This window comes from Mesorhizobium sp. WSM4307 (assembly GCF_007003945.1).
Classification (GTDB): Bacteria; Pseudomonadota; Alphaproteobacteria; order Rhizobiales; family Rhizobiaceae; genus Mesorhizobium.
In genome coordinates, this window is the sequence record NZ_VFTB01000002.1 from 82,265 (window position 1) to 104,867 (window position 22,603).

The 22,603-nt window shown below is 63.1% G+C and carries 23 protein-coding genes; 20 read left to right on the plus strand and 3 right to left on the minus strand.

Annotated features, from left to right (window positions below):
- The first annotated feature begins 135 nt into the window (after window positions 1-135).
- From dapA to FJV83_RS03925, 3 genes are all read left to right on the plus strand, one after another.
- Window positions 136-1,017, plus strand: coding sequence for a 4-hydroxy-tetrahydrodipicolinate synthase (gene dapA / locus FJV83_RS03915; RefSeq protein ID WP_095786869.1), 882 nt, complete (start codon window positions 136-138; stop codon window positions 1,015-1,017).
- Window positions 1,018-1,042: 25 nt separating this feature from the next.
- Complete coding sequence (gene smpB / locus FJV83_RS03920) at window positions 1,043-1,522, plus strand: SsrA-binding protein SmpB (protein ID WP_006202221.1); 480 nt, start codon at window positions 1,043-1,045, stop codon at window positions 1,520-1,522.
- 86 nt (window positions 1,523-1,608) lie between these two features.
- Window positions 1,609-2,319, plus strand: coding sequence for a GH25 family lysozyme (locus FJV83_RS03925; RefSeq protein ID WP_142886357.1), 711 nt, complete (start codon window positions 1,609-1,611; stop codon window positions 2,317-2,319).
- 9 nt (window positions 2,320-2,328) lie between these two features.
- Here the strand turns inward: FJV83_RS03925 and FJV83_RS03930 are convergent, their stop codons facing one another.
- Both FJV83_RS03930 and FJV83_RS03935 read right to left on the minus strand, forming a co-directional pair.
- On the minus strand, window positions 2,329-2,985 hold the full coding sequence (locus tag FJV83_RS03930; protein WP_142886358.1) for a uracil-DNA glycosylase: 657 nt from the start codon (window positions 2,983-2,985) through the stop codon (window positions 2,329-2,331).
- Window positions 2,986-2,996: 11 nt separating this feature from the next.
- Complete coding sequence (locus FJV83_RS03935; RefSeq protein ID WP_010915096.1) at window positions 2,997-3,578, minus strand: NYN domain-containing protein; 582 nt, start codon at window positions 3,576-3,578, stop codon at window positions 2,997-2,999.
- A 319-nt stretch (window positions 3,579-3,897) separates the two neighbouring features.
- On the opposite strand from FJV83_RS03935, the gene rpoZ reads away from it, so the two are divergent.
- The 17 genes from rpoZ to FJV83_RS04020 all read left to right on the plus strand — a co-directional run bounded on the left by rpoZ (window position 3,898) and on the right by FJV83_RS04020 (window position 21,640).
- Window positions 3,898-4,299 carry a DNA-directed RNA polymerase subunit omega gene (rpoZ, locus tag FJV83_RS03940; RefSeq protein WP_095770732.1) on the plus strand — a complete coding sequence of 134 codons (402 nt, stop codon included), beginning with the start codon at window positions 3,898-3,900 and terminating at the stop codon, window positions 4,297-4,299.
- Between the two features lie 128 nt (window positions 4,300-4,427).
- Window positions 4,428-6,656 (plus strand): bifunctional (p)ppGpp synthetase/guanosine-3',5'-bis(diphosphate) 3'-pyrophosphohydrolase, encoded by a 2,229-nt coding sequence (locus FJV83_RS03945; RefSeq protein ID WP_010915098.1) that lies wholly within the window; start codon window positions 4,428-4,430, stop codon window positions 6,654-6,656.
- Between the two features lie 30 nt (window positions 6,657-6,686).
- A complete protein-coding gene (gene pyrE, locus FJV83_RS03950) occupies window positions 6,687-7,265 on the plus strand; it encodes an orotate phosphoribosyltransferase (RefSeq protein WP_095770731.1) in 579 nt (192 codons plus the stop codon).
- A 46-nt stretch (window positions 7,266-7,311) separates the two neighbouring features.
- Complete coding sequence (locus tag FJV83_RS03955; RefSeq protein WP_095786493.1) at window positions 7,312-7,713, plus strand: VOC family protein; 402 nt, start codon at window positions 7,312-7,314, stop codon at window positions 7,711-7,713.
- Between the two features lie 263 nt (window positions 7,714-7,976).
- Window positions 7,977-8,576, plus strand: a complete 600-nt coding sequence (locus FJV83_RS03960; RefSeq protein WP_142886359.1) for a DUF2062 domain-containing protein — start codon at window positions 7,977-7,979, stop codon at window positions 8,574-8,576.
- Window positions 8,573-8,986 (plus strand): holo-ACP synthase, encoded by a 414-nt coding sequence (gene acpS / locus FJV83_RS03965; protein WP_142886360.1) that lies wholly within the window; start codon window positions 8,573-8,575, stop codon window positions 8,984-8,986. The genes FJV83_RS03960 and acpS overlap by 4 nt, the downstream gene beginning before the upstream one ends.
- A gap of 78 nt (window positions 8,987-9,064) precedes the next feature.
- A complete protein-coding gene (gene lepB / locus FJV83_RS03970; RefSeq protein WP_010915103.1) occupies window positions 9,065-9,814 on the plus strand; it encodes a signal peptidase I in 750 nt (249 codons plus the stop codon).
- Window positions 9,815-9,818: 4 nt separating this feature from the next.
- Window positions 9,819-10,532, plus strand: a complete 714-nt coding sequence (gene rnc / locus FJV83_RS03975) for a ribonuclease III (RefSeq protein ID WP_095791408.1) — start codon at window positions 9,819-9,821, stop codon at window positions 10,530-10,532.
- Entirely contained in the window at window positions 10,517-11,449 is a 933-nt protein-coding gene (era, locus tag FJV83_RS03980) for a GTPase Era (protein WP_095791409.1), read from the plus strand. Before rnc ends, era begins: the two co-directional genes overlap by 16 nt.
- A 669-nt stretch (window positions 11,450-12,118) precedes the next feature.
- The gene (locus tag FJV83_RS03985; RefSeq protein WP_095770725.1) at window positions 12,119-13,270 is read left to right on the plus strand and encodes a porin; all 1,152 of its coding nucleotides are present in this window, start codon (window positions 12,119-12,121) and stop codon (window positions 13,268-13,270) included.
- A 138-nt stretch (window positions 13,271-13,408) separates the two neighbouring features.
- Window positions 13,409-14,170, plus strand: a complete 762-nt coding sequence (gene recO / locus FJV83_RS03990) for a DNA repair protein RecO (RefSeq protein ID WP_095770724.1) — start codon at window positions 13,409-13,411, stop codon at window positions 14,168-14,170.
- 183 nt (window positions 14,171-14,353) lie between these two features.
- Complete coding sequence (locus tag FJV83_RS03995; protein WP_095786491.1) at window positions 14,354-17,104, plus strand: DUF2339 domain-containing protein; 2,751 nt, start codon at window positions 14,354-14,356, stop codon at window positions 17,102-17,104.
- A 161-nt stretch (window positions 17,105-17,265) separates the two neighbouring features.
- Window positions 17,266-17,784 carry an RNA polymerase sigma factor gene (locus tag FJV83_RS04000; protein WP_095770722.1) on the plus strand — a complete coding sequence of 173 codons (519 nt, stop codon included), beginning with the start codon at window positions 17,266-17,268 and terminating at the stop codon, window positions 17,782-17,784.
- On the plus strand, window positions 17,781-18,572 hold the full coding sequence (locus FJV83_RS04005; RefSeq protein ID WP_095791411.1) for an anti-sigma factor: 792 nt from the start codon (window positions 17,781-17,783) through the stop codon (window positions 18,570-18,572). The genes FJV83_RS04000 and FJV83_RS04005 overlap by 4 nt, the downstream gene beginning before the upstream one ends.
- A gap of 208 nt (window positions 18,573-18,780) precedes the next feature.
- On the plus strand, window positions 18,781-19,887 hold the full coding sequence (locus tag FJV83_RS04010; RefSeq protein WP_095770936.1) for a peptidase C39 family protein: 1,107 nt from the start codon (window positions 18,781-18,783) through the stop codon (window positions 19,885-19,887).
- Window positions 19,884-21,347, plus strand: coding sequence for a RimK family protein (locus FJV83_RS04015; RefSeq protein WP_095770720.1), 1,464 nt, complete (start codon window positions 19,884-19,886; stop codon window positions 21,345-21,347). Before FJV83_RS04010 ends, FJV83_RS04015 begins: the two co-directional genes overlap by 4 nt.
- A gap of 20 nt (window positions 21,348-21,367) precedes the next feature.
- Entirely contained in the window at window positions 21,368-21,640 is a 273-nt protein-coding gene (locus FJV83_RS04020; protein ID WP_095786489.1) for a DUF3303 family protein, read from the plus strand.
- A 12-nt stretch (window positions 21,641-21,652) separates the two neighbouring features.
- Here FJV83_RS04020 and FJV83_RS04025 read toward each other — a convergent pair whose 3' ends face one another.
- Window positions 21,653-22,564: a LysR substrate-binding domain-containing protein gene (locus FJV83_RS04025; RefSeq protein ID WP_142886361.1), complete on the minus strand. Its 912-nt coding sequence runs from the start codon at window positions 22,562-22,564 to the stop codon at window positions 21,653-21,655.
- Window positions 22,565-22,603: the final 39 nt, after the last annotated feature.

Here is a 22,603-nt window from a genome sequence, read left to right on the forward strand (position 1 = left end):
GCGCCGCTTCGCTTTCGGTTAGAAGGCGCGCACGACAAACTGATCGACAAACACCGATGCATGTCGCCCAAAAGTGGATACCGGTTTTGGGACAGCGACATGCATAAACAAACAAGTCCCAAGGAGTTGGACGACATGCTGAGAGGCTCGCTTACTGCGCTCGTGACACCGTTCGAAAAGAGCGGACGTTTCGACGAGAAAGCCTTTCGCGCCTTTGTCGAATGGCAGCTCGCGGAAGGCACGACGGGTCTGGTTCCCGTTGGCACCACTGGCGAGTCGCCGACACTGTCGCACGATGAGCATCGCCATGTCGTCAAGGTCTGCATCGAGGTGGCCAAGGGCCGTGCTCCGGTCGTCGCCGGCGCCGGTTCCAACAACACGGCGGAAGCCGTCGGCCTCGTGCAGTATGCCGAAAAGGTTGGCGCCGATGCCGCCCTGGTCGTCACGCCCTATTACAACAAGCCGACGCAGCGCGGCCTCTACGAGCATTTCGCCGCCGTCGCCAGGGCGACCAAGCTGCCGATCATCATCTACAACATCCCGCCGCGTTCGGTGATCGACATGATGCCGGAGACGATGGGGCGGCTGGCTCACGACTTCAAGAACATCGTCGGCGTCAAGGACGCGACCGGCAAGGTCGAGCGTGTGTCCGAGCAGCGCATGACCTGCGGCAAGGATTTCATCCAGCTTTCCGGCGAGGACGCCTCGGCGCTCGGCTTCAACGCCCATGGCGGTGTCGGCTGCATTTCGGTGACTTCGAACGTCGCGCCGCGGCTGTGCGCCGAATTCCAGGAGGCGACGCTTTCCGGCGACAGCGCCAAGGCGCTGGAATTGCAGGATCGTCTCTTGCCCCTGCACAAGGCGATCTTCCTGGAGCCCGGCGTGTCCGGCGCCAAATACGCGCTGTCGAAGCTGGGCAAGGTCGAGAATGTGCTGCGGTCGCCGCTGGTCACGGTCGAGGAATCGACCGCGGCGAAGATCGATGCGGCCATGAAGCACGCCGGCTTGATTAATTGAGGATGAGGCGCCACCTCTCCACATCATGAATCAAGTCAGAAAAGCCGATCCCAACAACAAGACCGTTGCGGAAAACCGCAAGGCACGGTTTTCCTATGAGGTGCTCGACACGATCGAGGCCGGCTTGGTGCTGACCGGCACCGAGGTCAAGTCCCTGCGCCAGGGCCAGGCCAATATCCAGGACAGCTATGCCTCGGTCGAAGGCGGCGAGATCTGGCTGATCAATTCCTATCTGCCCGAATATCTGCAGGCCAACCGCTTCAACCACGAGCCCAGGCGGCGGCGCAAACTCCTGCTCAACAAGCGCGAGATGGCCAAGCTGTCGCAGAGCGTCGACCGCGAAGGCATGACGCTGGTGCCGCTGAAAATCTATTTCAACGACCAAGGCCGCGCCAAGCTGCTGCTCGCCGTCGGCCGCGGCAAGAAATTGCACGACAAGCGCGAGACCGAGAAACAGCGCGACTGGTCGCGTGAGAAGGGCCGGCTCTTGAAGGAGCGTGGGTGAGAGACATCAGGCGGTAGCCCTCGAAAAGCCAGTTTGGCTTCCAAATTTCGGGCAAGCGCAATCGGCAGATACCAGAGGGGATCGCTTTGAAGAACCGGATCATCCTCTGGGGATTGATGAGCCTGGCGTTTGCAGCGATGGCGGTGGCCGGCGGCTTCTTCTACGTCCACACCTATTCTCCCGACCGTAGCAAATATCCGGTCAGAGGCATCGACGTCTCGCATCATCAAGGCCAGATCGACTGGCGGCGCGTTGCCGCCGACGATGTCGCCTTCGCCGTCATCAAGGCGACCGAGGGCGGCGATCATGTCGATCGTGCTTTTGCCACCAATCTACGTGAGGCCCGCGCGGCCGGCCTTGCCGTAGGCGCCTATCATTTCTTCACCTTCTGCCGGCCCGGCGCCGACCAGGCGAAGAATTTCATCTCGGTGGTACCGCACGATCAGCCCTTGCTGCCGCCGGTCGTCGATGTCGAGTTCGGCGGCAACTGTCCGCAGCGCCCATCGCCCGAGCAACTGAATGCTGAACTCCAGGGTTTCCTCGGACCTGTCGAGCAGGCATTCGGCAAGACGGCGATCGTCTATCTGACCGATGAGGCCGAGGCTGCCTATGCCGGGCAGATCGCCGCTCGCCCGCTCTGGCTTCGCTCGCTGCTGGTGGAACCTGACCGCCACGACTGGATCTACTGGCAGTACCACAATCGCGGGCGCATAGACGGTATCGAGGGTGACGTCGACCTGAACGTTCTGCAGGGCGGGCCGGAGAAATTGGCGGCGCTGCTTGCGCCGGCGCATTGAGGAGTGAATCTATATCTTCAGGAACGCCGCGATCTCGCTGAAAACGCTGACGAACATCGCCTCGGTCAGCACGCCCGTATTGGTGTTGTAGCGTGAGCAGTGATAGCTGGAAAACAGCGTGATGCCACCGGCCGGCAACTGCCCGCCATGCCTGAATGGATAGGCGGCGACGCGCTCGCCGAGCGCCCGCACGGTCGACTGGTGCGCGATCGATCCGAGCGCCAGCACCGCGCGTAGCTTGGGAAAGCGTGCAATCGTCGGCACCAGGAAGCTGCGGCAGGTCGAGATTTCGGCGCCGACAGGCTTGTTCTCCGGCGGCACGCAGCGCACGGCATTGGTGATCGCCGTGCCGACAAGCTCCAGCCCGTCATCGGGCCGCGCCTTGAACTCACCGCGTGCAAAGCCGTGCGCGATCAGCGTCGAGTAGAGCAGGTCGCCGGCATAGTCGCCGGTGAAGGGGCGGCCGGTGCGGTTGGCGCCGCGCAGACCGGGCGCCAGCCCGACGATCAGAAGCTTGACGGTGTCCTCACCCTGCGGCGGCAGGAAGGTCGGCACCGGCGCGTTGAACCATGACGGCTCGCGTTGCCGCCACTCGGCGATGAAGTCATGCAGCCGCGGGCAGAGCGGGCAGTCGCGGGTGGGTTCGGAAGCGGGGAGGGCGGTCAAGGTGCCCGGCCTCAGTAGTCGTCCTCGTCGACTTCAGCCGGCTCGGGCCGGCGCACGGGCCGCTCGGAAGGATCGCGGCCGACTTCGTTCTTCAGCGTCGTCAGGTCGATGAAATGGTCGGCCTGGCGGCGCAGATCATCCGAGATCATCGGCGGTTGCGAGGCCATGGTCGAGACGATCGACACCTTGCGGCCGCGCCGCTGCAGCGCCTCGACCAGCGTGCGGAAGTCGCCGTCGCCGGAGAAAATGACATAGTGGTCGACGACATCGGCGAGCTCCAGCGCATCGACCGTCAGTTCGATGTCCATATTGCCCTTGATCTTGCGGCGGCCGGTCGAGTCGGTGAACTCCTTGGCCGGCTTGGTCACCACCTTGAAGCCGTTATAGTCGAGCCAGTCGATCAGCGGGCGGATCGAGGAGTATTCCTGATCCTCGACCAGCGCCGTGTAATAATAGGCGCGCAAGAGATAGCCGCGCTTCTGGAAACTCGACAACAGCTTGCGATAGTCGATGTCGAAGCCGAGCGCCCGCGACGTAGCGTAGAGATTGGCACCGTCGATGAACAAGGCGATTTTTTCACGTGGGTCGAACATGGAAAATATTCCTTTTCGAAAAATGCGGCCGTCTAAACGAAATGCGGTAGCGACTATAGGTCGGGCTCATAATAAACCGGCTGACCTTGTCCATCCGAGATAACGCCAGTTTGGTGGCAATCCAAGGCGTGATGGGGCAATGCAAGCAATTGTGATCGCGGCGTCGAGCGAACGACGCGGGCGGTTTGCCAAATCCGGTGTTTAGGCAGGGATTGGGCGCCAACAGTCCCGCCAATGCCATGATGCTTGTATTTTGGCGGCGTTCGGGTTATGGACCGCGCCTGTTTTCCATCAAATCCAGGCATGAAAGGGGCAGTCCATGGCCCGCGTAACCGTTGAAGATTGCATCGACAAGGTCGACAACCGCTTCGAGCTGGTGCTTTTGGCCGGCCATCGTGCTCGCCAGATCAGCCAGGGCGCGCAGATCACCGTTCCTCGCGACAACGACAAGAACCCGGTCATTGCCTTGCGCGAGATCGCCGACGAGACACTATCGCCCGACGACCTCAAGGAAGATCTGATCCATTCGCTGCAGAAGCATGTCGAGGTCGACGAGCCCGAGGCCGATGGCGAGGTGATCGCCGACCAGACCGGCGGCGCTGTCGCGGCCACCGAAACCGACGAAGCCGAGGACAACATCACCTTCGATCGCATGACCGAGGAAGACCTGCTGGCCGGCATCGAAGGTCTGGTACCGCCGGAAAAGAGCGACGACTACTAAGAGAGTTTTCTGGACCTGCCCGGAACACGTTTCCGGCACTTCCGTCCCGGCAGTTTCGTGGCTATCTATGACATGCGCCGTACAGCAGTGCGGCGCATGATTCATTTCATCGCTGAGAGATTCCGCCCATGATGCGTCAGTATGAGCTTGTCGAGCGCGTCCAGCGCTACAAGCCTGACGTCAACGAGGCGTTGCTCAACAAGGCCTATGTCTATGCCATGCAGAAGCATGGCCACCAGAAGCGCGCTTCCGGCGATCCCTATTTCTCGCATCCGCTCGAAGTCGCCGCCATCCTCACCGAAATGCACATGGACGAGGCGACGATCGCCGTTGCTTTGCTGCACGACACGATCGAGGACACCACGGCGACGCGGGCCGAGATCGACGATCTGTTCGGCCCCGAAATGGGCAAGCTGGTCGAGGGCCTGACCAAGCTGAAGAAGCTTGATCTCGTTTCCAAGAAGGCAGAGCAGGCTGAGAACCTGCGCAAGCTGCTGCTGGCGATCTCGGAAGACGTCCGCGTGCTGCTGGTCAAGCTCGCCGACCGGCTGCACAACATGCGCACCCTCGACCACATGCCGGAAGCCAAGCGCCTGCGCATCGCCGAGGAGACGATGGACATCTATGCGCCGCTGGCCGGGCGCATGGGCATGCAAGGCATGCGCGAGGAACTGGAGGAGATCGCCTTCCGCTACATCAATCCGGAAGCCTACCGTGCCGTGACCGCGCGGCTCGCCGAGATCTTCGAGCGCAACAAGGGCGTGCTGACCGATATTGAAAAGGCGCTGTCGGCGCTGTTTGAAAAGCATGCCATCAACGCCGGCGTGAAGAGCCGCCAGAAGAAGCCCTGGTCGGTGTTCCGCAAGATGGAAGCCAAGGCGCTGTCCTTCGAGCAGCTGTCCGACATTTTCGGCTTCCGCGTCGTCGTCGATACGGTCGAGGACTGCTACCGCGCGCTCGGTGCCATCCATACCACATGGTCGATGGTGCCCGGCCGCTTCAAGGACTACATCTCGACGCCGAAGCAGAACGACTACCGCTCGATCCACACCACCATCGTCGGCCCCTCGCGCCAGCGCGTCGAGCTGCAGATCCGCACCCGCGAAATGAACAAGATCGCCGAATACGGCGTCGCGGCGCACTCGATCTACAAGGACACCGGCGGCAAGACGAACGGCGCCGGCCATGCGATCTCGAAGGAGACCAATGCCTATGCCTGGCTGCGGCGCACCATCGAGCAGCTTGCGGAAGGTGACAATCCCGAGGACTTCCTCGAAAACACCAAGCTGGAACTGTTCCAGGACCAGGTGTTCTGCTTCACGCCCAAAGGCATGCTGATTGCCTTGCCGCGCGGCGCCACGCCCATCGATTTCGCCTATGCGGTGCACACCGATGTCGGCGACACCTGCGTCGGCGCCAAGGTCAATGGCCGCATCATGCCGCTGATGACGGAACTGAAGAATGGCGACGAGGTCGAGATCATCCGCTCCAAGGCGCAGGTGCCGCCGGCGGCGTGGGAATCGGTCGTCGTCACCGGCAAGGCGCGCGCCGCCATCCGCCGGGCCACCAAGAACGCCATCCGCAAGCAGTATTCCGGTCTCGGCGCGCGCATTCTCGAACGCGCCTTCGAACGGGCCGGCAAGAATTTCACCAAGGAAAGCCTGAAGCCGGTCCTGCACCGGCTGGCACGCAAGGACATCGAGGACGTGCTGGCGTCCGTCGGCCGTGGCGAACTGGCTTCCACCGACGTCATGAAGGCGGTCTTCCCCGACTACAAGGACGAGCGTGTCACGCCGGCAGCGCCCAAGCAGCGCGAGGAGGGCTGGTCGAAGATCCGCAACGCCGCCGGCATGCTGTTCCAAATTCCGGGCCGGGCCGCGCGCAAGGACAAGGACCAGCCGCGCGACGGCGCCGTGCCGATCCGCGGCGTGCGCGGCGACCTGCCAGTGCGCTTCGCGCCGGAAGGCGCGGTGCCGGGCGATCGCATCGTTGGCATCGTCCAGCCGGGCACCGGCATCACCATCTATCCGATCCAGTCGCCGGCGCTGCAGGCTTTCGATGACCAGCCCGAGCGCTGGATCGACGTGCGCTGGGACATTGACGAGCGCACCAAGGAGCGCTTCCCCGCGCGTGTCTCGGTCACCGCCATCAATGCGCCGGGCTCGCTCGCCGATATCGCCCAGGTCGTTGCGTCCAACGACGCCAACATCCATACGCTGTCGATGGTGCGCACCGCGCCCGACTTCACCGAAATGCTGATCGATCTCGAAGTCTGGGATCTGAAGCATCTCAACCGGCTGCTGTCGCAGCTCAAGGACAATTCGAGCGTCAGCGACGCACGGCGTGTGAATGGCTGACATGGCTGATCTATCTGGGGGCAGGCGCAGATGAAGACCGATGAAGTGCTGGGCATTTTCCGCGAGGCGGGTGCTGTTCTAGAGGGGCATTTCATCCTGACGTCGGGCCTGCGCAGTCCAGTCTTCCTGCAGAAGGCGCGGGTGTTCATGCATGCCGACAAGACCGAGCGGCTTTGCAAGGCGCTGGCCGAAAAGATCCGGACAGCGGTGCCAGGCAAGATCGACTATGTCGTCGGCCCGGCGATCGGCGGCTTGATCCCGGCCTACGAAACCTCGCGCCATCTCGGCGTGCCGGCGATCTGGGTCGAGCGGGAAGGGGGCGAGTTCCGCCTGCGCCGCTTCGAGATCGCCAGGGGCGCGCGCGTCGTCATCGTCGAGGACATCGTCACCACCGGCCTGTCGATCCGCGAAACCATCGAGTGCCTGCGCGAGCTTGGCGCCGAGGTGGTGGCTGCCGCCTGCATCATCGACCGTTCAGCTGGCAAGACCCATGTCGGCGTGCCGTTGATCGCGCTCGCCGAATACGAGGTTCCGGCCTATCCGCCCGACCGGCTGCCGCCGGAGCTTGCGGCGATACCGGCGGTCAAGCCCGGCAGCCGCAATATCTGACCGTTCATGTCGCCCAAAAGTGCGCGGCGGTTTTGGGAGTGACGACATGCGTGAAGGCAAATTCGAAATGATCGTCGGGATCGATCATTTCGTGCTGACGGTGGCGTCGCTCGAAGCGACCTGCGCCTTTTACCAGCGCGTGCTGGGTTTCGAGCGCATCGACACGCCGGGCCGGCCGACGGCGCTGGCTTTTGGCGGCCAGAAGATCAATGTCCACGAGATCAGCCGCACCTTCGAGCCCAAGGCGAAGGCGCCGACGCCAGGGTCAGGCGATTTCTGCCTGATCACCGAACGACCGCTCGACGAAATCCGCGCCGGTCTCGAAGCCAATGGCGTTGTGCTCGAACTGGGGCCGGTCGAACGCATCGGGGCGCGCGGTCCGATGATGTCTGTCTATTTCCGCGATCCGGACGGCAATCTTGTCGAAGTCAGCCGGTACTTGCGGTGATGTCTCAGGCATCCGGCTGCGACCATAGGCCGAAGCCATTCTCAAATTCGCCGCGATTGTCAGGTGTTGAAGACGTGGACCTTACCAAAGATCATGGCGGCGCGGCCGCTGTACAGGTACCGTTCGGTTGTTGTCGGGCTTGCGGATCGCTATATCAAAGTCGCGATTGCCTTCGGGTGACCGTAAAGCGCAAGATGTGGCGGTTGAAGCCCGGCTGAAGATGGCCGGCACGCAATCTGTAAAGTATCGGGAATAGGAAGAGAGTGCTTTTTCGTCGCCGCAAGCCTGATGGTCTTTTGGAGCGGGTGCGCACCTATCTGTGGCCGCGCCGGTCGTTCACGCGCTCGCTGCAGTATTTCTCCAAGCGCATCCTGCGGCTGAAGGCCACGCCGCATGCGGTGGCAGCCGGTGTGGCGGCCGGTGTCTTCGCTTCGTTCTTTCCCGTGGGCTTCCATTTCATCATTTCCGCCGTTCTGTGTTGGGTGATCGCCGGCAATCTGGTGGCGGCGGCACTCGGCGCTGTTTTCTTCGGCAATCCGCTGACTTTTCCCATTCTGTGGGGCGCATCCTGGGAAACCGGCAAGCTCATCCTGCACGATCGCCTGCCGGCGCATGGTCCGCCGGCGCATCTGGGCGAGATGCTGCACACGCTTTCCTTCGCGAAACTATGGCATCCCGTGCTGGAACCCATGCTGATCGGCGCGGTGCCGCTCGGGCTGGTGTTTGGCCTCCTGTTCTACGGCGTCACGCGCTGGGGCATGAATGTCTTTCGCGAGCAGAGGCGCAAGCGGCTGGCCGAGCGCGCAAGCCGCCGCGAGCAACCGCCTCATCCCGGAGCAAGCATCGGTTCCGCTACGCGATGATCATCGGCATCGGCAGCGATCTGATCGATATCAGGCGCATTGAGAAATCGCTGGAGCGTCACGGTCGGCGTTTCATCGAGAGAATCTACACCGAGGTCGAACAGGCGCGTTCGGAGAACCGCCGTGCCCGCGCCGCTTCCTACGCCAAGCGCTTCGCCGCCAAGGAGGCCTGCGCCAAGGCCCTCGGCACGGGTCTGGCGCAAGGTGTGTTCTGGCGCGACATGGGCGTCGTCAACCTGCCCAGCGGCGCGCCGACCATGGCGCTGACCGGCGGGGCGCTGGCACGGCTCGAAAAAATCCTGCCCCCGGGGCACAAGGCGGCGATCCACCTCACCATCACCGATGATTTCCCGCTCGCTCAAGCCTTTGTGATCATCGAGGCGCTGCCCGTCGAACAAGCGCCACATTGATTGCATCTGACGGACCGGCATTGACGTTGCCCAGCGCGCGCCGAGACTCTATACATCCAACGCACAATCGAGGACGACATGAGCGTGGCTGAAAAATCCCAGAAGAAATCCGGCGGGCTTGGCGAAACCGTCAGCGTCATCGTCCAGGCGCTTTTGCTCGCGCTGGTCATCCGCACGCTGCTGTTTCAGCCCTTTTCGATCCCGTCGGGATCGATGCGGCCGACACTCCTGGAAGGCGACTATCTGTTCGTCACCAAATGGTCCTACGGCTATTCGCGCTATTCGCTGCCGTTCGGGCCCGATCTCTTCTCGGGCCGCATCTGGGGCTCCGAGCCCAAGCGCGGCGACGTTGTGGTGTTCAAGTTCCCGCCGGATCCGTCCGTCGACTACATCAAGCGCGTGGTCGGCCTGCCCGGCGACAAGATCCAGATGAAGAATGGCCAGCTGTTCATCAACGGCGTCGGCGTGCCGCGCGTGAAGACCGGCCAGATCGACAATCCCGATATCACTGAAATGCCTCAGCCGATCGACGTCTACCGGGAAACCCTGCCCAACGGTGTCAGCTACGACACGCTCGACCTCAATCCGAATTCGATCGGCGACAACACGCGCGAATTCGACGTGCCGCCCGGTCACTATTTCATGATGGGCGACAACAGGGACAATTCCGCCGACAGCCGGTTCACCGTCGGCTACGTTCCGGCCGAAAACCTGGTTGGCCGCGCCAACCTTGTCTTCTTCTCGATCGCCGGCAAGGCCAGCCCTCTCGAAATCTGGAAATGGCCGTCGCTGATGCGCGTTTCGCGCCTGTTCCATTTCGTCAACTAGGGTCATGGCGGCAACAAAACGGTTGACCGCCGATGCGCTCGCGCAAGCGCTGGTGGAACGCACGGGCCATGCTTTTGCCGACCGCCAACGCTTGCAGCGCGCGCTGACCCACGCCAGCGCCCGCGGCGCCAATGCCGGCACCGATTACGAGCGTTTCGAATTTCTCGGCGACCGGGTTCTCGGCCTGGTCGTTGCCGATATGCTGCTGGCGGCGTTTCCCGACGCGGCGGAAGGCGAATTGTCGCTGCGGCTCAATGCGCTGGTCAATGCCGAGGCGCTTTCCGAGATCGCCGAACATATCGGGCTGCCGGATCTGATCCGCGCCGGATCGGATGTGCGCGGGCTCGAGGGGCGCAAGCGCGTCAATCTGCGCGCCGATGCCTTGGAATCGCTGATCGCCGTGCTCTACCTCGACGGAGGGCTGGAGGCGGCACGCGCCTTCATTCACAAATACTGGCAGCCGCGTTCGCAGGCTTCCGGTGCGGCGCGCCGCGACGCCAAGACCGAATTGCAGGAATGGGCGCATCAGGCGGCAAGTGCGGTTCCCGCCTACCAGATCGACAGCCGCGAGGGGCCGGACCACGATCCATTGTTCACCGTCAGCGTCAGGGTCGGTGCATTTCAACCGGCGACCGGCAGTGGCCGTTCCAAACGTGAAGCGGAGCAGGCAGCCGCGGCTGCCCTTCTGCTGCGCGAAGGTGTATGGAACGCGGCATGACCGATATTGAAACTGCCGAAACCCCCACCACGCATTCCGGCTTCGTCGCGCTGATCGGCGCGCCGAATGCCGGCAAGTCGACCCTGGTCAACCAGTTGGTCGGCGCCAAGGTGTCGATCGTCACCCACAAGGTGCAGACGACGCGTGCCATCGTGCGTGGCATCGCCACCCATGACAATGCGCAGATCGTCTTCGTCGACACGCCCGGCATCTTCAAACCCAAGCGGCGCCTCGACACCGCGATGGTGACCACCGCCTGGGGCGGCGCCAAGGATGCCGATATCGTGCTTTTGCTGATCGATGCCGAGCGCGGCATCCGGGGCGACGCCGATGCCATCCTCGAACGGCTGAAGGATGTGCGCCAGCCGATGGCGCTGATCCTCAACAAGGTCGACCGGGTCAAGCATGAGACGCTTCTGGCTCTGTCCGCGGCAGCGAACGAGAAAGTGCCGTTCAAGCGCACCTTCATGGTCTCGGCGCTGACCGGCTCCGGCTGCAAGGACCTGCTCGATTATCTGGCGCAGGCGCTGCCGGCCGGCCCCTGGTACTATCCGGAGGACCAGATTTCCGACCTGCCGATGCGGCAACTGGCAGCCGAGATCACCCGCGAAAAACTCTATCTCAGGCTGCATCAGGAACTGCCCTATTCCTCGCATATCGAGACCGAGAAATGGGAAGAGAAGCCGGACGGCTCGGTGCGCATCGACCAGACCATCTATGTCGAGCGCGACAGCCAGAAGAAGATCGTGCTCGGCCACAAGGGCGAGACCATCCGCGCCATCGGCCAGGCGGCGCGCATGGAGATAGCGGGCATCCTCGAGCAGAAGGTGCACCTCTTCCTTTTCGTCAAGGTGCGCGAGAACTGGGGCGATGACCCCGAACGCTACCGCGAGATGGGGCTCGAATTCCCGCACTAGCGGCCTGGCGTGTCATCGACGCGGCGCTGGCCGACCGCAGGCGCTGGACATGACGTGATTCCTCGACCGTCTTTGTTCTCGTTCGCGCACCTGTCGCGCTGGGCTCCCTAAAGCCTGTCCGGTGGCACGCACCGGCATGTGATTGTCATGCAGCGAGAGCGCTACCGCCACAAATCGGGAAAGCGACAGCGCGCGCCGGTGCGTTTCGATTGCTTTGGCAGATATGGCCAACCCAGCGACCAGCATGGCTATCCGTCGCAACCTCGGAGTGGATTGGATCCCAGTCCACGATAGATGGAACGAAAAATAACCACCGAGTGTTGTCGGAAATAGTCCAAAAATTCCCATTTAACGGGGTCTTTGTGGAATGGTAACCTGCCTAAAGCATAGTTAGTCGAGAAATTATCGGGATATATATTGATTTTATGACGTTGTACCGATTGTGCCATTTGCTATACGGCGAGTGTTATTTGTGCAACACAGCATAAAACTGTTCTTTGAATCGCTGTTATTTCAAAAACCGTCATTGAAGGCGGAAGTTTGATGGGTATGTTCGCCGCGAAAAGGGGACGCGGTGCGCGCCTTTTTCGTTGTGGGGGTGAGGCGGGAAAACATATCCGCCAGCCACAAATCCGAAGCCATTTTAAACTTGACTGGAGAGGTCATAAAATGAACATCAAGAGCCTCCTTCTCGGCTCAGCCGCGGCACTGATCGCGGTCAGCGGCGCACGCGCCGCCGACGCTGTCGTCGTCGCCGAACCGGAACCAGCCGAATACGTCAAGATCTGCGACGTCTACGGCGCCGGCTACTTCTACATCCCGGGCACCGAAACCTGCCTGCGCATCGGTGGCTATGTCCGTTATGACATCGGCGTCGGTGACTCCGGCTCGTTGGATGGTGTCAACCATGTCCCGGACCATCAGGACGGCGACACTCATTCGACCTACTACAAGAACACCCGCTTCACGCTGAAGACCTGGACCGGTCAGGAGACCGAACTCGGCACCCTGAAGACCTACACCGAGACCCGCTTCAATTTCGGCAACAGCAGCGGCGACTATACTTCGGGCTCCACTGACTGGCAGGGCCGCAACAAGTCTACGTCGCTGCGGTTCGCCTACATCCAGCTCGGCGGCCTGCGTGTCGGCAAGGACGATACGGCTTTCGATACGTTCATCGGCTATGCCGGCGCCGTCATCCAGGATACGCTGGTTCCGTATGGTGGGCAGGAGAGCAACGTCGTTCAATACTACTTCGACGCGGGCAACGGCATCACCGCGGTGGTCTCGCTCGAAGAAGGCGCCGGCGCCAACACGATCGACAGCTACGTTCCGCATGTCGTCGGCGGCTTGAAGTACAAGGCCGACTGGGGTGCGCTCACCGGTGTTGTCGCCTATGACAGCAACTACGAGGAAGTGGCCGGCAAGGTTCGTTTGGACGTCAACGTCACCAAGGAACTGTCATTGTTCGTCATGGGTGGCTACGGCACCGATGACAACCTGACCGACCCGACCAACGCTGTCAACGCGAAGGGCCGTGGCTTCTACAAGCAGTGGGGCGGCAACTGGGCAGTCTGGGGCGGCGGCACCTACAAGTTCAACGACAAGACTTCGTTCAACGCCCAGGTCTCCTATGACGACTGGAAGAACCTCGGCATCGCCGCCAACGTTGCCTATACAGTTGTGCCCGGCATGACGGTCACGGCCGAAGTCGACTACCTGAATGCTGGAAAGTTCGACGACGCCGACTTCAGCAACTGGACCAAGGCCAACAAGAAGAGCAGCGTCGGCGGCATTCTCCGCTTCCAGCGCTCGTTCTAAAGCATCGACTGACCCTACCAGACCGCCCGCAGCGTATCGCTGCGGGCGTTTTTTTGCTCGCCGTCCCAGTGCCCGGTCTGTCAGGTACCCAAACCGCATACCTTGATTTCGCTGTCCAACGGGTGAAAAGCTCTAGGCATGGAATGGCGCGACGAGGGAATCATTCTCGGCACCCGCAAGCATGGCGAAACCAGCGCCATCCTCGAGGTGATGACCCGCGCGCATGGCCGCCATCTCGGTCTCGTGCGCGGCGGCCGCTCGCGCAAGCAGCAACCCGTTCTCCAGCCCGGCAATCGCGTCGACCTCTTGTGGCGGGCCCGCCTTGACGAGCATCTCGGCACATTCCAGGCCGAGGCGATCGAGATGAACGCTGCCAGGCTGATGGACAGCGCCGTTGCCGTCTACGGCCTGCAGACCATGGCCGCGCATCTGCGCCTCTTGCCCGAGCGTGACGCTCATGGCGGCCTTTACGAGGCGCTTTCCGTGATGATCGTCCATCTCGATGATGCCGACGCCGCCGGCGAACTGGTGGCGCGCTTCGAGCTTCTGATCCTTGATGAACTCGGTTTCGGCCTCGACCTCAGCCAATGCGCCGCCACCGGAACGAAGCAGGATCTGGCCTATGTCTCGCCGAAGTCGGGTCGTGCGGTGTCGCGCGAAGCCGGCGCGCCATGGCGCGACAAGATGCTGGCGCTGCCGGCCTTTCTGCAACGCGGCTCCGGCCTGCGCGGAGATCCTGCGGCGGTCGAGGACGCCTTCCGGCTGACCGGGTTTTTCTTCACGCGCCACGTCTATGAGCCGCGTGCCATCGAACAGCCCGATGCCCGCGCCGGCTTTCTCGCCGCCTTGCGCAAGCATCATGCGACGCTCAAGGCCATTGCCGGAGACAATGCCGCATGATGGAGGTCGACCTTTATCCAGACCGGTTCGTCGCTCGGCGGCAAGTCCTTGGTTTTCGGTACCGAGACATGTTCCAGCCGCCGATCTGGCGGCGCGTTGAGTTTTTCAGCCGTGTAGCCGCCGTATTTGGATGTCAGTGAGATGAAACGTCAGTGAAAACTGGCCTGGTTTGGGGGAACCGCCATGTTTGAAAGTCTGATCGGCCTTGTCGCCATCATCGCCTTGTTCGTTATCATTTCGCGCCAGCAGAGCCGCATCGGTCTGATCGAACGCGAGCTTGGCGCGCTGCGCAGTCTCGTCCTTTCAGGTGCCGTGCCGCCGGTGGCCAAACCGGCAGAACAGATAGCTGCCGAGGGCAAGGCTGACGCGGCGCCGATGGCTGCGGCAGCGGCCGATATCGCCTCGCCGGCGGTGAGTGAACCGATCGTACAGGCGCCGGCTACAGAAACGGAAGCTCCAGCTGGCGAGGCTGTGTCCGGCCCCTGGTCCGCGGGCGAGGCTCCGAAGGCAGCAGAACCTGTCGAGCCGGTTGCAGCGCCCAAGGCTCCCGGCAAGCCGGATATCGAGACGGCACTCGGCACGCGCTGGGCGGTCTGGGTCGGCGGCATCGCGCTGGCGCTGGGTGGCCTGTTCCTGATCCGCTACACAATCGAGGCCGGTATTTTCGGCCCCGGCGTGCGGCTCACCATGGCAGCGGTGCTCGGGCTGGTGCTGGTTGCCGGCGGCGAGTTCATCCGCCGCACCGGCTTCAAGGTGCCGGTGCAAGGCGTTGCCGGCGCCTATATTCCGGCGATCCTGACGGCGGCCGGTGCCTTCATCCTGTTCGGCACCGTCTATGCCGCCCACGGCATTTACGGCTTCATCGGCCCGGCGCTTGCCTTCACGCTGCTTGGTGCCATCGGTGTGGCGACGATCGCGGCGGCCCTGGTCCATGGCCAGGCGCTGGCCGGCATCGGTCTTGTCGGCGCCATGGTGACGCCGGTGCTGATCGCCTCGCAGGCGCCTAATCCCTGGGCATTGTTCGGCTACCTCGCCATCGTGCTTGCCACCACCGCTGTCATCGCCCGCATGCGTGACTGGACAGCGCTGATGGCCGCCGCCTTTTTCGGCACCGGCATCTGGACCATTCTTTACATGACCGACGCGCCGGGCGCGAACCTCTCCGCCATCCTGTTCATCGACGCCGTCACCCTGGCCGTGCTCGCTTTTGTCTGGCTCGGCCGCCATCGCGACGAAACCGCCAGGGCCTTCGACTGGCCGTCCATCGTGCCTGGCCTGTTCGTTGCCTTCTCGGCGCTGGGCCTGTCGATCGACCCGGCCTTCGCCGCAGCCGGCTACGCCTTGCCAGGCGCCGTGATCCTCGCGGCGATGGTGGCCGTCGCGCTTTATCGCCCGCTGGCGCTGCCACTGCTTTACGCCGCCGGACTGGCAACGGTCATGATCTATCTTGGCATCATCCCGCCAACCTCGATCGCATCCGACTTTTCGGTCGGCGCTCTCGGTGTCGATGGTTTGCCCGCGGCGACGTCCAATGCACTGACCTTGCGCATCGGCCTTGCGCTGGGCCTGGTCTTCATCGGCTCGGGCATGTGGGCCGCCCGCAAATTCGCGGCATCTGCCTCGTTTCGATCCGCCTCATGGGCGGCATCGGGTGTCATCGTGCCGTTGGTCATCCTGCTGGCACTCTGGTTCACCTTCGGCAATCTGGACCGCGATTTTGTCTACGCCGCCGTCGCCGCACTGCTGGTCGCGGTTTTCGCCGGAGGCGGCGAATGGATCGCGCGCGCCGAAGAGCCTTCACTCAAGGGCGGGTTGGCCGTGTCGTTTGCTCTGGTCGGTGCGGCGCTCGCCAGCCTCTTGATGCTGCACATGGCTTTCAATTCCGGCTGGACCACTATTCTGCTTGGTGCAGCAGCTATCGTGCCGGCGCTGGCTACGCGTTGGCGCTCCTACCCGGTGCTCGGCTGGATTCCGGTTGGCGCCGTGATCGCCGTACTTGGCCGTGTCGGCTTCGATCCGACCATCGTCGGCGCCGAGTTCCTGTCGACGACACCGGTGTTCAACTGGCTGCTGCCGGGCTATGGCGTCCCGGCGCTCGCCTTCGGCTTCGCCGCCTGGCAACTCGCCCGCACCACCAATGGCCGGCCGCGCCTCGCCATGGAAGCGGCGGCGGCGCTGTTTGCGCTGCTTGCCGTTGCCATGCTGGTGCGTCACGCCATGCATGGCGGCGTCATCGACACAGGTCCGATGACGCTCGCCGAACAGGCGATCTACACGCTGATTGCCATCGGCGCCGGCGCCATCCTGGTCGCTATCGACATGCGCTCGCCAAGTTCGGTGCTGCGCTATGGCTCAATGGCGGCGGGCGTGGTTTCTGTCGCCCTGATCGTCATCCGGCACTTCGTGGTGCTCAATCCGCTGTTTACGGACGAATCGACCGGCCGGATTCCGGTCTTCAACCTGTTGTTCCTCGCCTATCTCCTGCCGGCCGTCGCCGCCGGCGGACTGGCGCTCTATGTCAGGGACAAGCGGCCGAAATGGTATGCGCAGATGTTGGCGGTGGTGGCGGCCATGCTTGCGCTGGCTTATGCCACCCTGTCGGTCAGACGGCTGTTCAAGGGTGAGTTCATCGGCCTGTGGAGCGGGCTCGGCCAGCTGGAAACCTACACCTATTCGGCGCTCTGGCTGGCGATCGGCGTGGCGCTGCTCACCGCCGGCGTCTGGCTGAAGTCGCAGGTGCTGCGCATTGCTTCGGCCGCGTTGATCGCGATCGCCGTGCTGAAGGTCTTCCTCTTCGACATGTCGGAGCTGGAGGGCGTACTCAGGGCGCTTTCCTTCATCGGCCTCGGCGCCGTGCTGATCGGCATCGGCCTGTTCTACCAGCGACTTTTGACGCAGGCGGCGAGGGAGAAGATACCGGTCGTCGAACAATGACGGCAGGCGTTCAATCGAGCCGGGAATAAACCGGCTCCCGCCAGCGTTATCTCATTGCTTGGGTGACCGGGGCGGCGGACCGCTTCGCGCTGGCCGCTTGCGTCGCGCCGGGAAGGCGCGTTGAATCGGGATCAACAAGGGCGATTTCAGAACCAGCGGTCATGGACGAAAAGAAGGCAGCAATCCTTGGCGAAATACCGCGCCTGCGCCGCTACGCACGCTCGCTATTGCGCGACCGGGATTCTGCCGACGACCTCGTCCAGGATTGCCTCGAGCGCGCACTCGTGCGGCTCGACAACTGGCAGACGGGAGAAAGCCCCAGGAGGTGGCTGTTTACGATCATGCATCATTTGTTCATCGACCAGATGCGCAAGGTGAACCGTCGCGGTGAAGCGGCGATGCTGCCCCTGGAAGCGGGCGAGGCGGTTGCCCAGCCGGCCGAGCAGTTGGACGGCATAGCCTCACGCGAGATCATCGACGCGCTGCAGGCGATCAGCCCCGATCGCCGCGCGGCCCTTGTGATGGTCGCCATCGAGGGTTTTTCCTATGCCGAGGCCGCCAACATGCTGGGCGTGCCCGCCGGCACGCTGATGTCGCGCATTGCGCGCGGGCGTGAGGAACTGCGCGGTTTGCTGGATGACACGGCGCGTCGCCGCGCGATAAGGATCGTCGAGAAATGATCCGCCGCGATTTTTCAGAACGTGACATCCATATGGCGCTCGACGGCGAACTGCCGGCCGACGAGCGCGCCGCCTATGATGCCTGGCTCGACGCCAATCCCGAGATGAAGGCCAGGAGCGCCCGCTTCACAGCCGACCGGGAGGCACTGCGCTCGGCCTTTGCCGGCGTGCTGGATGAACCTGTTCCAGCGCGCTTGCGCAAGGTGGTGCTCGGCGAAGCGCCGGTTAAGGCTGCGATGCCGCGCTCGCGCTGGTGGCTTGCGGCTGCCGCCGCGGTGCTTTTGGCCACGGGTGGATTTGGCGGCTACTTTGCCGGCATGGACGCCATCCAACAGGAGGATCCGGCGGAAGATCGGCTCGCCGAACAGGCGATTGCCGCCCATGTCATATACGCCGCCGAGAAGCGGCATGCCGTGGAAGTGCCGGCCAGCGACAAGGATCATTTGCAGACCTGGCTGTCCAACCGGGTCGGGCTGAAGCTGGTGGCGCCGGACCTGACGGCGAACGGCTTCCAACTGGTTGGCGGCCGCTTGCTGCCGGCCGGCGACAGCAAGGCCGCGATGCTGCTCTACGAGGACGACAAGGGCGAACGCATATCCCTCTTCGTCACCGCGGAATCGGTGGAGAATGCCAAGGGCACCTATGCTTCGGCGCAGGACGGCCCGCAGGCCGTCTACTGGCTGGACAAGGGCTATGGCTGCGCCGTCGTCGGCTCGCTGCCGCGCGAGCAATTGGCGGTCGTGGCCAAGAATGCCTATGGCCAGCTTCTGGCAGGCCTCGCAAGCTGAGTTGGCCGCAATTGTTCGCAGCCGGTGGCCTATCAAAACAGCGATCCTGTTCAAAGCCCGCGAGCTTCCTTGCCTCGGCGGAAACTGTCACAATTCGGCCCTAATCAAGGAGCGATAGCGCTTGATGAATACCGGCGCTTCGGCTGGTGTTTGCGACGCTTTTGACCGGGGCCGTTTCCGCAACGCAATCGAGGTTTTCGCGAGTCGCATGCCTGCCGAGATCCGCACGGCCCGCGCGTCTGACGTCGATGATCTCGCCGCCATCGAGAAAGCCGTTTTTTCGAGCGATCGCATTTCCCGTCGCTCCTTTCGCCTGTTCATAGAGCGCGAGACCGCCGAGACGCTGGTCGCCGAGCTCGACGGCCGCGTCGCGGGCTACGCGATCGTGCTGTTTCGCAAGGGCAGTGGGGTGGCGCGGCTCTATTCCATAGCCGTCGGCCCATTTTTCGGCGCGCTCGGCATCGGGCGCCAGCTTTTGACCGCGGCGGAGGAGGCGGCCTTCGGGCACGACCGCATGATGCTGCGTCTCGAAGTGCGCGAGGACAACGGCCGCGCCATCGGCATCTACGAGCAGGCCGGCTACCGCAAGATTGGCCGCGAGCCTGGCTATTACGAGGACGGCGCGACCGCGCTTCGTTATGAGAAAACCCTGCGCGGCGACCTTCCGGTCGCCACAAGGGTGCCGTTCTACCAGCAGACCTGCGAGTTCACCTGCGGCCCATGCTGCCTGATGATGGCGATGGCGAATTTCGATCGCGGCTTCGTGCCCGATCCGGTGATGGAAATCCGCCTCTGGCGCGAAGCCACGACCGTCTTCATGATGTCGGGTCCGGGCGGCTGCGAGCCATTCGGCCTGGCTGTCTCGGGTTATGAAAGCGGACTCGCGGCGGAGATCTTCGTTTCCTTCTACGGCGCGCTGTTCCTGCAATCGGTGCGCAGCGAGGACAAGCGCCGTGTGATGGAACTGGCCCAGGTCGACTTTCGCCGCCGCGCGGAACTTTACGGCATCCCGGTGAATTACCGCCCGTTCACCCTAGATGACATCAGAACCGCGATCGCCGCGGGAAAACTGGTGCTGGTGCTGATCAGCGGCTTCCTTATGTTCGGCAAGAAGGTGCCGCACTGGGTGCTGGCCATCGGCGACGACGGCGACCATATTCTGATCCACGACCCCTGGGTCGAGGACGAAAGGCAGGAAACCATCCTTGATGCCGCCAACATTCCCGTGCCCTACGGCATCTTCATGAACATGGCGCAGTTCGGCCGCGACGGACTGCGTGCCGCCATCACCTTGGGGAAGCGCGACACACAATGACCTGGGTCATCCTTACCGGCCGGCAGAGCGATCTCGACCAGGTGGCGACACCGCACAAGATCATCACCAATCGCGACTATCTCGCGCATCCGTCGCTGTTCCGCGGCCAGCGGCCGAAGGTCATCAACCTGTCGAACAATTACGGCTACCAGAGCCGCGGCTACTATGCCTCGCTGCTGGCGAGTTCACGCGGCCACAAGGTCATTCCGACCGTCGAGACGATGATCGACCTGTCCGAACGCAAGCTCTACGAACATGCGCTGCCGGAACTGGAACTGGCGCTCAACAAATGCCGCAAGGACCTCGGCGGCGCCTTTCCGGCCAAGGTGTGCATCTTCTTCGGTATCGGCCCGTCGAAAGTCTGGGACCGCTTCTCCAAGCTCCTTTTCGACTGGTTCCGGGCGCCGGCACTCGAGGTCCACATCAAGGACAGCGCCGAATGGGCCTCGATTCGCAAGATCGGCTTCCATCCGCTGGCGCGCATGACCGAGGATGAGGAAAAAAGTTTCATCCAATGCCTGGAGACCTACACCAACCGCGAATGGCGCGACACCAAGGGGCGCACGCCGGCGCGCTACACCTTCGCCACGCTGGTCGATCCGCACGAGGAACTGCCGCCGTCGGAAATCTCGTCGCTGCGCTACTGGGCCAAGATCGCCGAAAAGATGGGCGTCGAAATCGAGCCCATCACCAGGAAGGACCTTGCCAAGCTCGCGAACTATGATGCACTGTTCATCCGCGAGACCACCTCGATCTCCAACCACACCTATCGTTTCGCCCGCCGCGCCCAGCAGGAAGGCATGCCCGTCATCGACGATCCGCTGTCGATGATCCGCTGCACCAACAAGGTCTATCTCAACGAGCTGATGGCCTACAACAAGGTGCCGGTGCCGCCGACCGTGATGATCGCCGGCACCTCCGACTTCGAACTGGCCGCACAGACGCTGGGCTTCCCGCTGGTGCTGAAGATCCCGGATTCGTCCTTCTCGCGCGGCGTCAAGAAATGCGAGAATCTCGAGGAACTGACACGGCTTGCGACCGAGTGGCTGGAGGATTCCGACCTTCTCATCGCGCAGAAATTCATTCCGACCGAATATGACTGGCGCGTCGGCGTGCTCGGCGGCCAGCCGCTGTTTGCCGTGCACTATCTGATGGCCAAGAAGCACTGGCAGATCGTCAATCACAAGGCCAATGGCAAGCCCGACCAGGGCGGCATCAAGACCTTCACGCTGAAAGAGACGCCGCCCCATGTCGTCGAGACGGCGGTCAAGGCGGCGCGCTGCATCGGCGACGGCCTCTACGGCGTCGACCTCAAGGAGACCAAGGACGGCGTCTTCGTCATCGAGGTCAACGACAACCCAAATCTCGACCATGGCTGGGAGGATTCCGGCGAGAAGGACGAGGTTTGGGTGCGGCTGACGCAGTGGTTCCTGGAGCGCCTCGACCGGCCGGGGCGGTAACGGTCAACCAAGGGGAAGACATGCAGTTCATCGTGATCGAGGATTTCACCGGCTGCGACCGCAAGGATATCTACCGCCGCTTCCGCGATCGGGGCCGCCTGAAGCCGGAGGAGCTTGTCGTGCACCACAGCTGGATCGCCGCGGATATGAGCCGCTGCTTCCTGCTGGTGGAGACGGACGACGTCACACTGCTGCAGCGCTGGGTGATCGAATGGGCTGATCTGGTCGAGTTCGAGATTGTTCCGGTGGCGACGAACAAGGACATGGTGGCGGCCTTGAGCGGGCACCTCTGACTAAAGGACGGGTCAGCGGAGCGCCGGCGAGCCCACAGCGCGCCGGCATTCCTCTATCAGCCAATCGCGGAACGCCGCCACGACATCGCGCCTGGCGCTGCGCTCCGGAATGGTCAGGCAATAGGGCTGGCGCAGCGCGATCGCCCTTGCGGCGGGTCGGACCAGCCTGCCGTCCTCCACCGCTTCGGCACAATAGACCCCTTGCGCCAGTGCCACGCCCAGCCCCGAAATGGCGAGGTCGAGGGCGGCGCGCGACGAGTTGGCCGACAGGCCCCGCTGCGCCGCCCGTCCGGGCTGGGCACCTTCAGCCTCGAACCAGTTGCGCCAGGACGGAAACGAGGCGCCGGTCGGTCCCCAGTCGGTGTGGATCAGCGGCAACCCGGCGAGTGCCTCCGCCTTGATCGCGCTGGCAAGCCCCGGTGTGCAGACCGGATAGACGGCGTCCCGGGTGATGTCCTCGGTCGGGTGCTCGCGATAGTGCAGACCGTAGGAGAGCCTGATGTCGATCAGTTCACGGTCGAACGGCACCGGGTCGTCGTCGCCACGCAGCGAGATGTCGGCGGCACCGTGGCTGGCGACGAAGCCCGCCAGACGCTGGGAAAGCCAACCCATGGCCATCGAAGGCGGCACCGATACCACCAGGCGCGGGCGGAAGGCATCGCCGCCCAATTCGCGCGAGACACTGCCGATTTCCTGGAAGGCCATGGTCAACCGTGGCAGCATTTCCACGCCGGCCTCGGTGAGCACAACCTTGCGGTTGACCCGATGAAACAGCTTGCGCCCTATCTGTTCCTCGACGGTGCGGATAAGCTGGCTGACGGCGGCGGCCGAGACCGAAAGCTCTTCCGCTGCCGCGGCGAAGCTGCCCGTGCGCGCCGCGGCCTCGAAAGCCTGAAGTCCTTTGAGCGATGGAGATGTGACCATGATCGCCAGATAGATAAGGTGAGCTTATCCAAATCGCAG

Coding starts and splice junctions, on each gene's coding strand:
- FJV83_RS04020 (WP_095786489.1), top strand. CDS start 21,368: ATGCAGTTCATCGTGATCGAGGATTTCACCGGCTGCGACCGCAAGGAT.
- rnc (WP_095791408.1), top strand. CDS start 9,819: ATGGCGGCAACAAAACGGTTGACCGCCGATGCGCTCGCGCAAGCGCTG.
- pyrE (WP_095770731.1), top strand. CDS start 6,687: ATGAAGACCGATGAAGTGCTGGGCATTTTCCGCGAGGCGGGTGCTGTT.
- FJV83_RS04000 (WP_095770722.1), top strand. CDS start 17,266: ATGGACGAAAAGAAGGCAGCAATCCTTGGCGAAATACCGCGCCTGCGC.
- FJV83_RS03935 (WP_010915096.1), bottom strand. CDS start 3,578: ATGTTCGACCCACGTGAAAAAATCGCCTTGTTCATCGACGGTGCCAAT.
- dapA (WP_095786869.1), top strand. CDS start 136: ATGCTGAGAGGCTCGCTTACTGCGCTCGTGACACCGTTCGAAAAGAGC.
- FJV83_RS04025 (WP_142886361.1), bottom strand. CDS start 22,564: ATGGTCACATCTCCATCGCTCAAAGGACTTCAGGCTTTCGAGGCCGCG.
- FJV83_RS03955 (WP_095786493.1), top strand. CDS start 7,312: ATGCGTGAAGGCAAATTCGAAATGATCGTCGGGATCGATCATTTCGTG.
- era (WP_095791409.1), top strand. CDS start 10,517: ATGGAACGCGGCATGACCGATATTGAAACTGCCGAAACCCCCACCACG.
- acpS (WP_142886360.1), top strand. CDS start 8,573: ATGATCATCGGCATCGGCAGCGATCTGATCGATATCAGGCGCATTGAG.
- lepB (WP_010915103.1), top strand. CDS start 9,065: ATGAGCGTGGCTGAAAAATCCCAGAAGAAATCCGGCGGGCTTGGCGAA.
- recO (WP_095770724.1), top strand. CDS start 13,409: ATGGAATGGCGCGACGAGGGAATCATTCTCGGCACCCGCAAGCATGGC.
- FJV83_RS03945 (WP_010915098.1), top strand. CDS start 4,428: ATGATGCGTCAGTATGAGCTTGTCGAGCGCGTCCAGCGCTACAAGCCT.
- FJV83_RS04015 (WP_095770720.1), top strand. CDS start 19,884: ATGACCTGGGTCATCCTTACCGGCCGGCAGAGCGATCTCGACCAGGTG.
- FJV83_RS04010 (WP_095770936.1), top strand. CDS start 18,781: ATGCCTGCCGAGATCCGCACGGCCCGCGCGTCTGACGTCGATGATCTC.
- FJV83_RS03995 (WP_095786491.1), top strand. CDS start 14,354: ATGTTTGAAAGTCTGATCGGCCTTGTCGCCATCATCGCCTTGTTCGTT.
- rpoZ (WP_095770732.1), top strand. CDS start 3,898: ATGGCCCGCGTAACCGTTGAAGATTGCATCGACAAGGTCGACAACCGC.
- smpB (WP_006202221.1), top strand. CDS start 1,043: ATGAATCAAGTCAGAAAAGCCGATCCCAACAACAAGACCGTTGCGGAA.
- FJV83_RS03985 (WP_095770725.1), top strand. CDS start 12,119: ATGAACATCAAGAGCCTCCTTCTCGGCTCAGCCGCGGCACTGATCGCG.
- FJV83_RS04005 (WP_095791411.1), top strand. CDS start 17,781: ATGATCCGCCGCGATTTTTCAGAACGTGACATCCATATGGCGCTCGAC.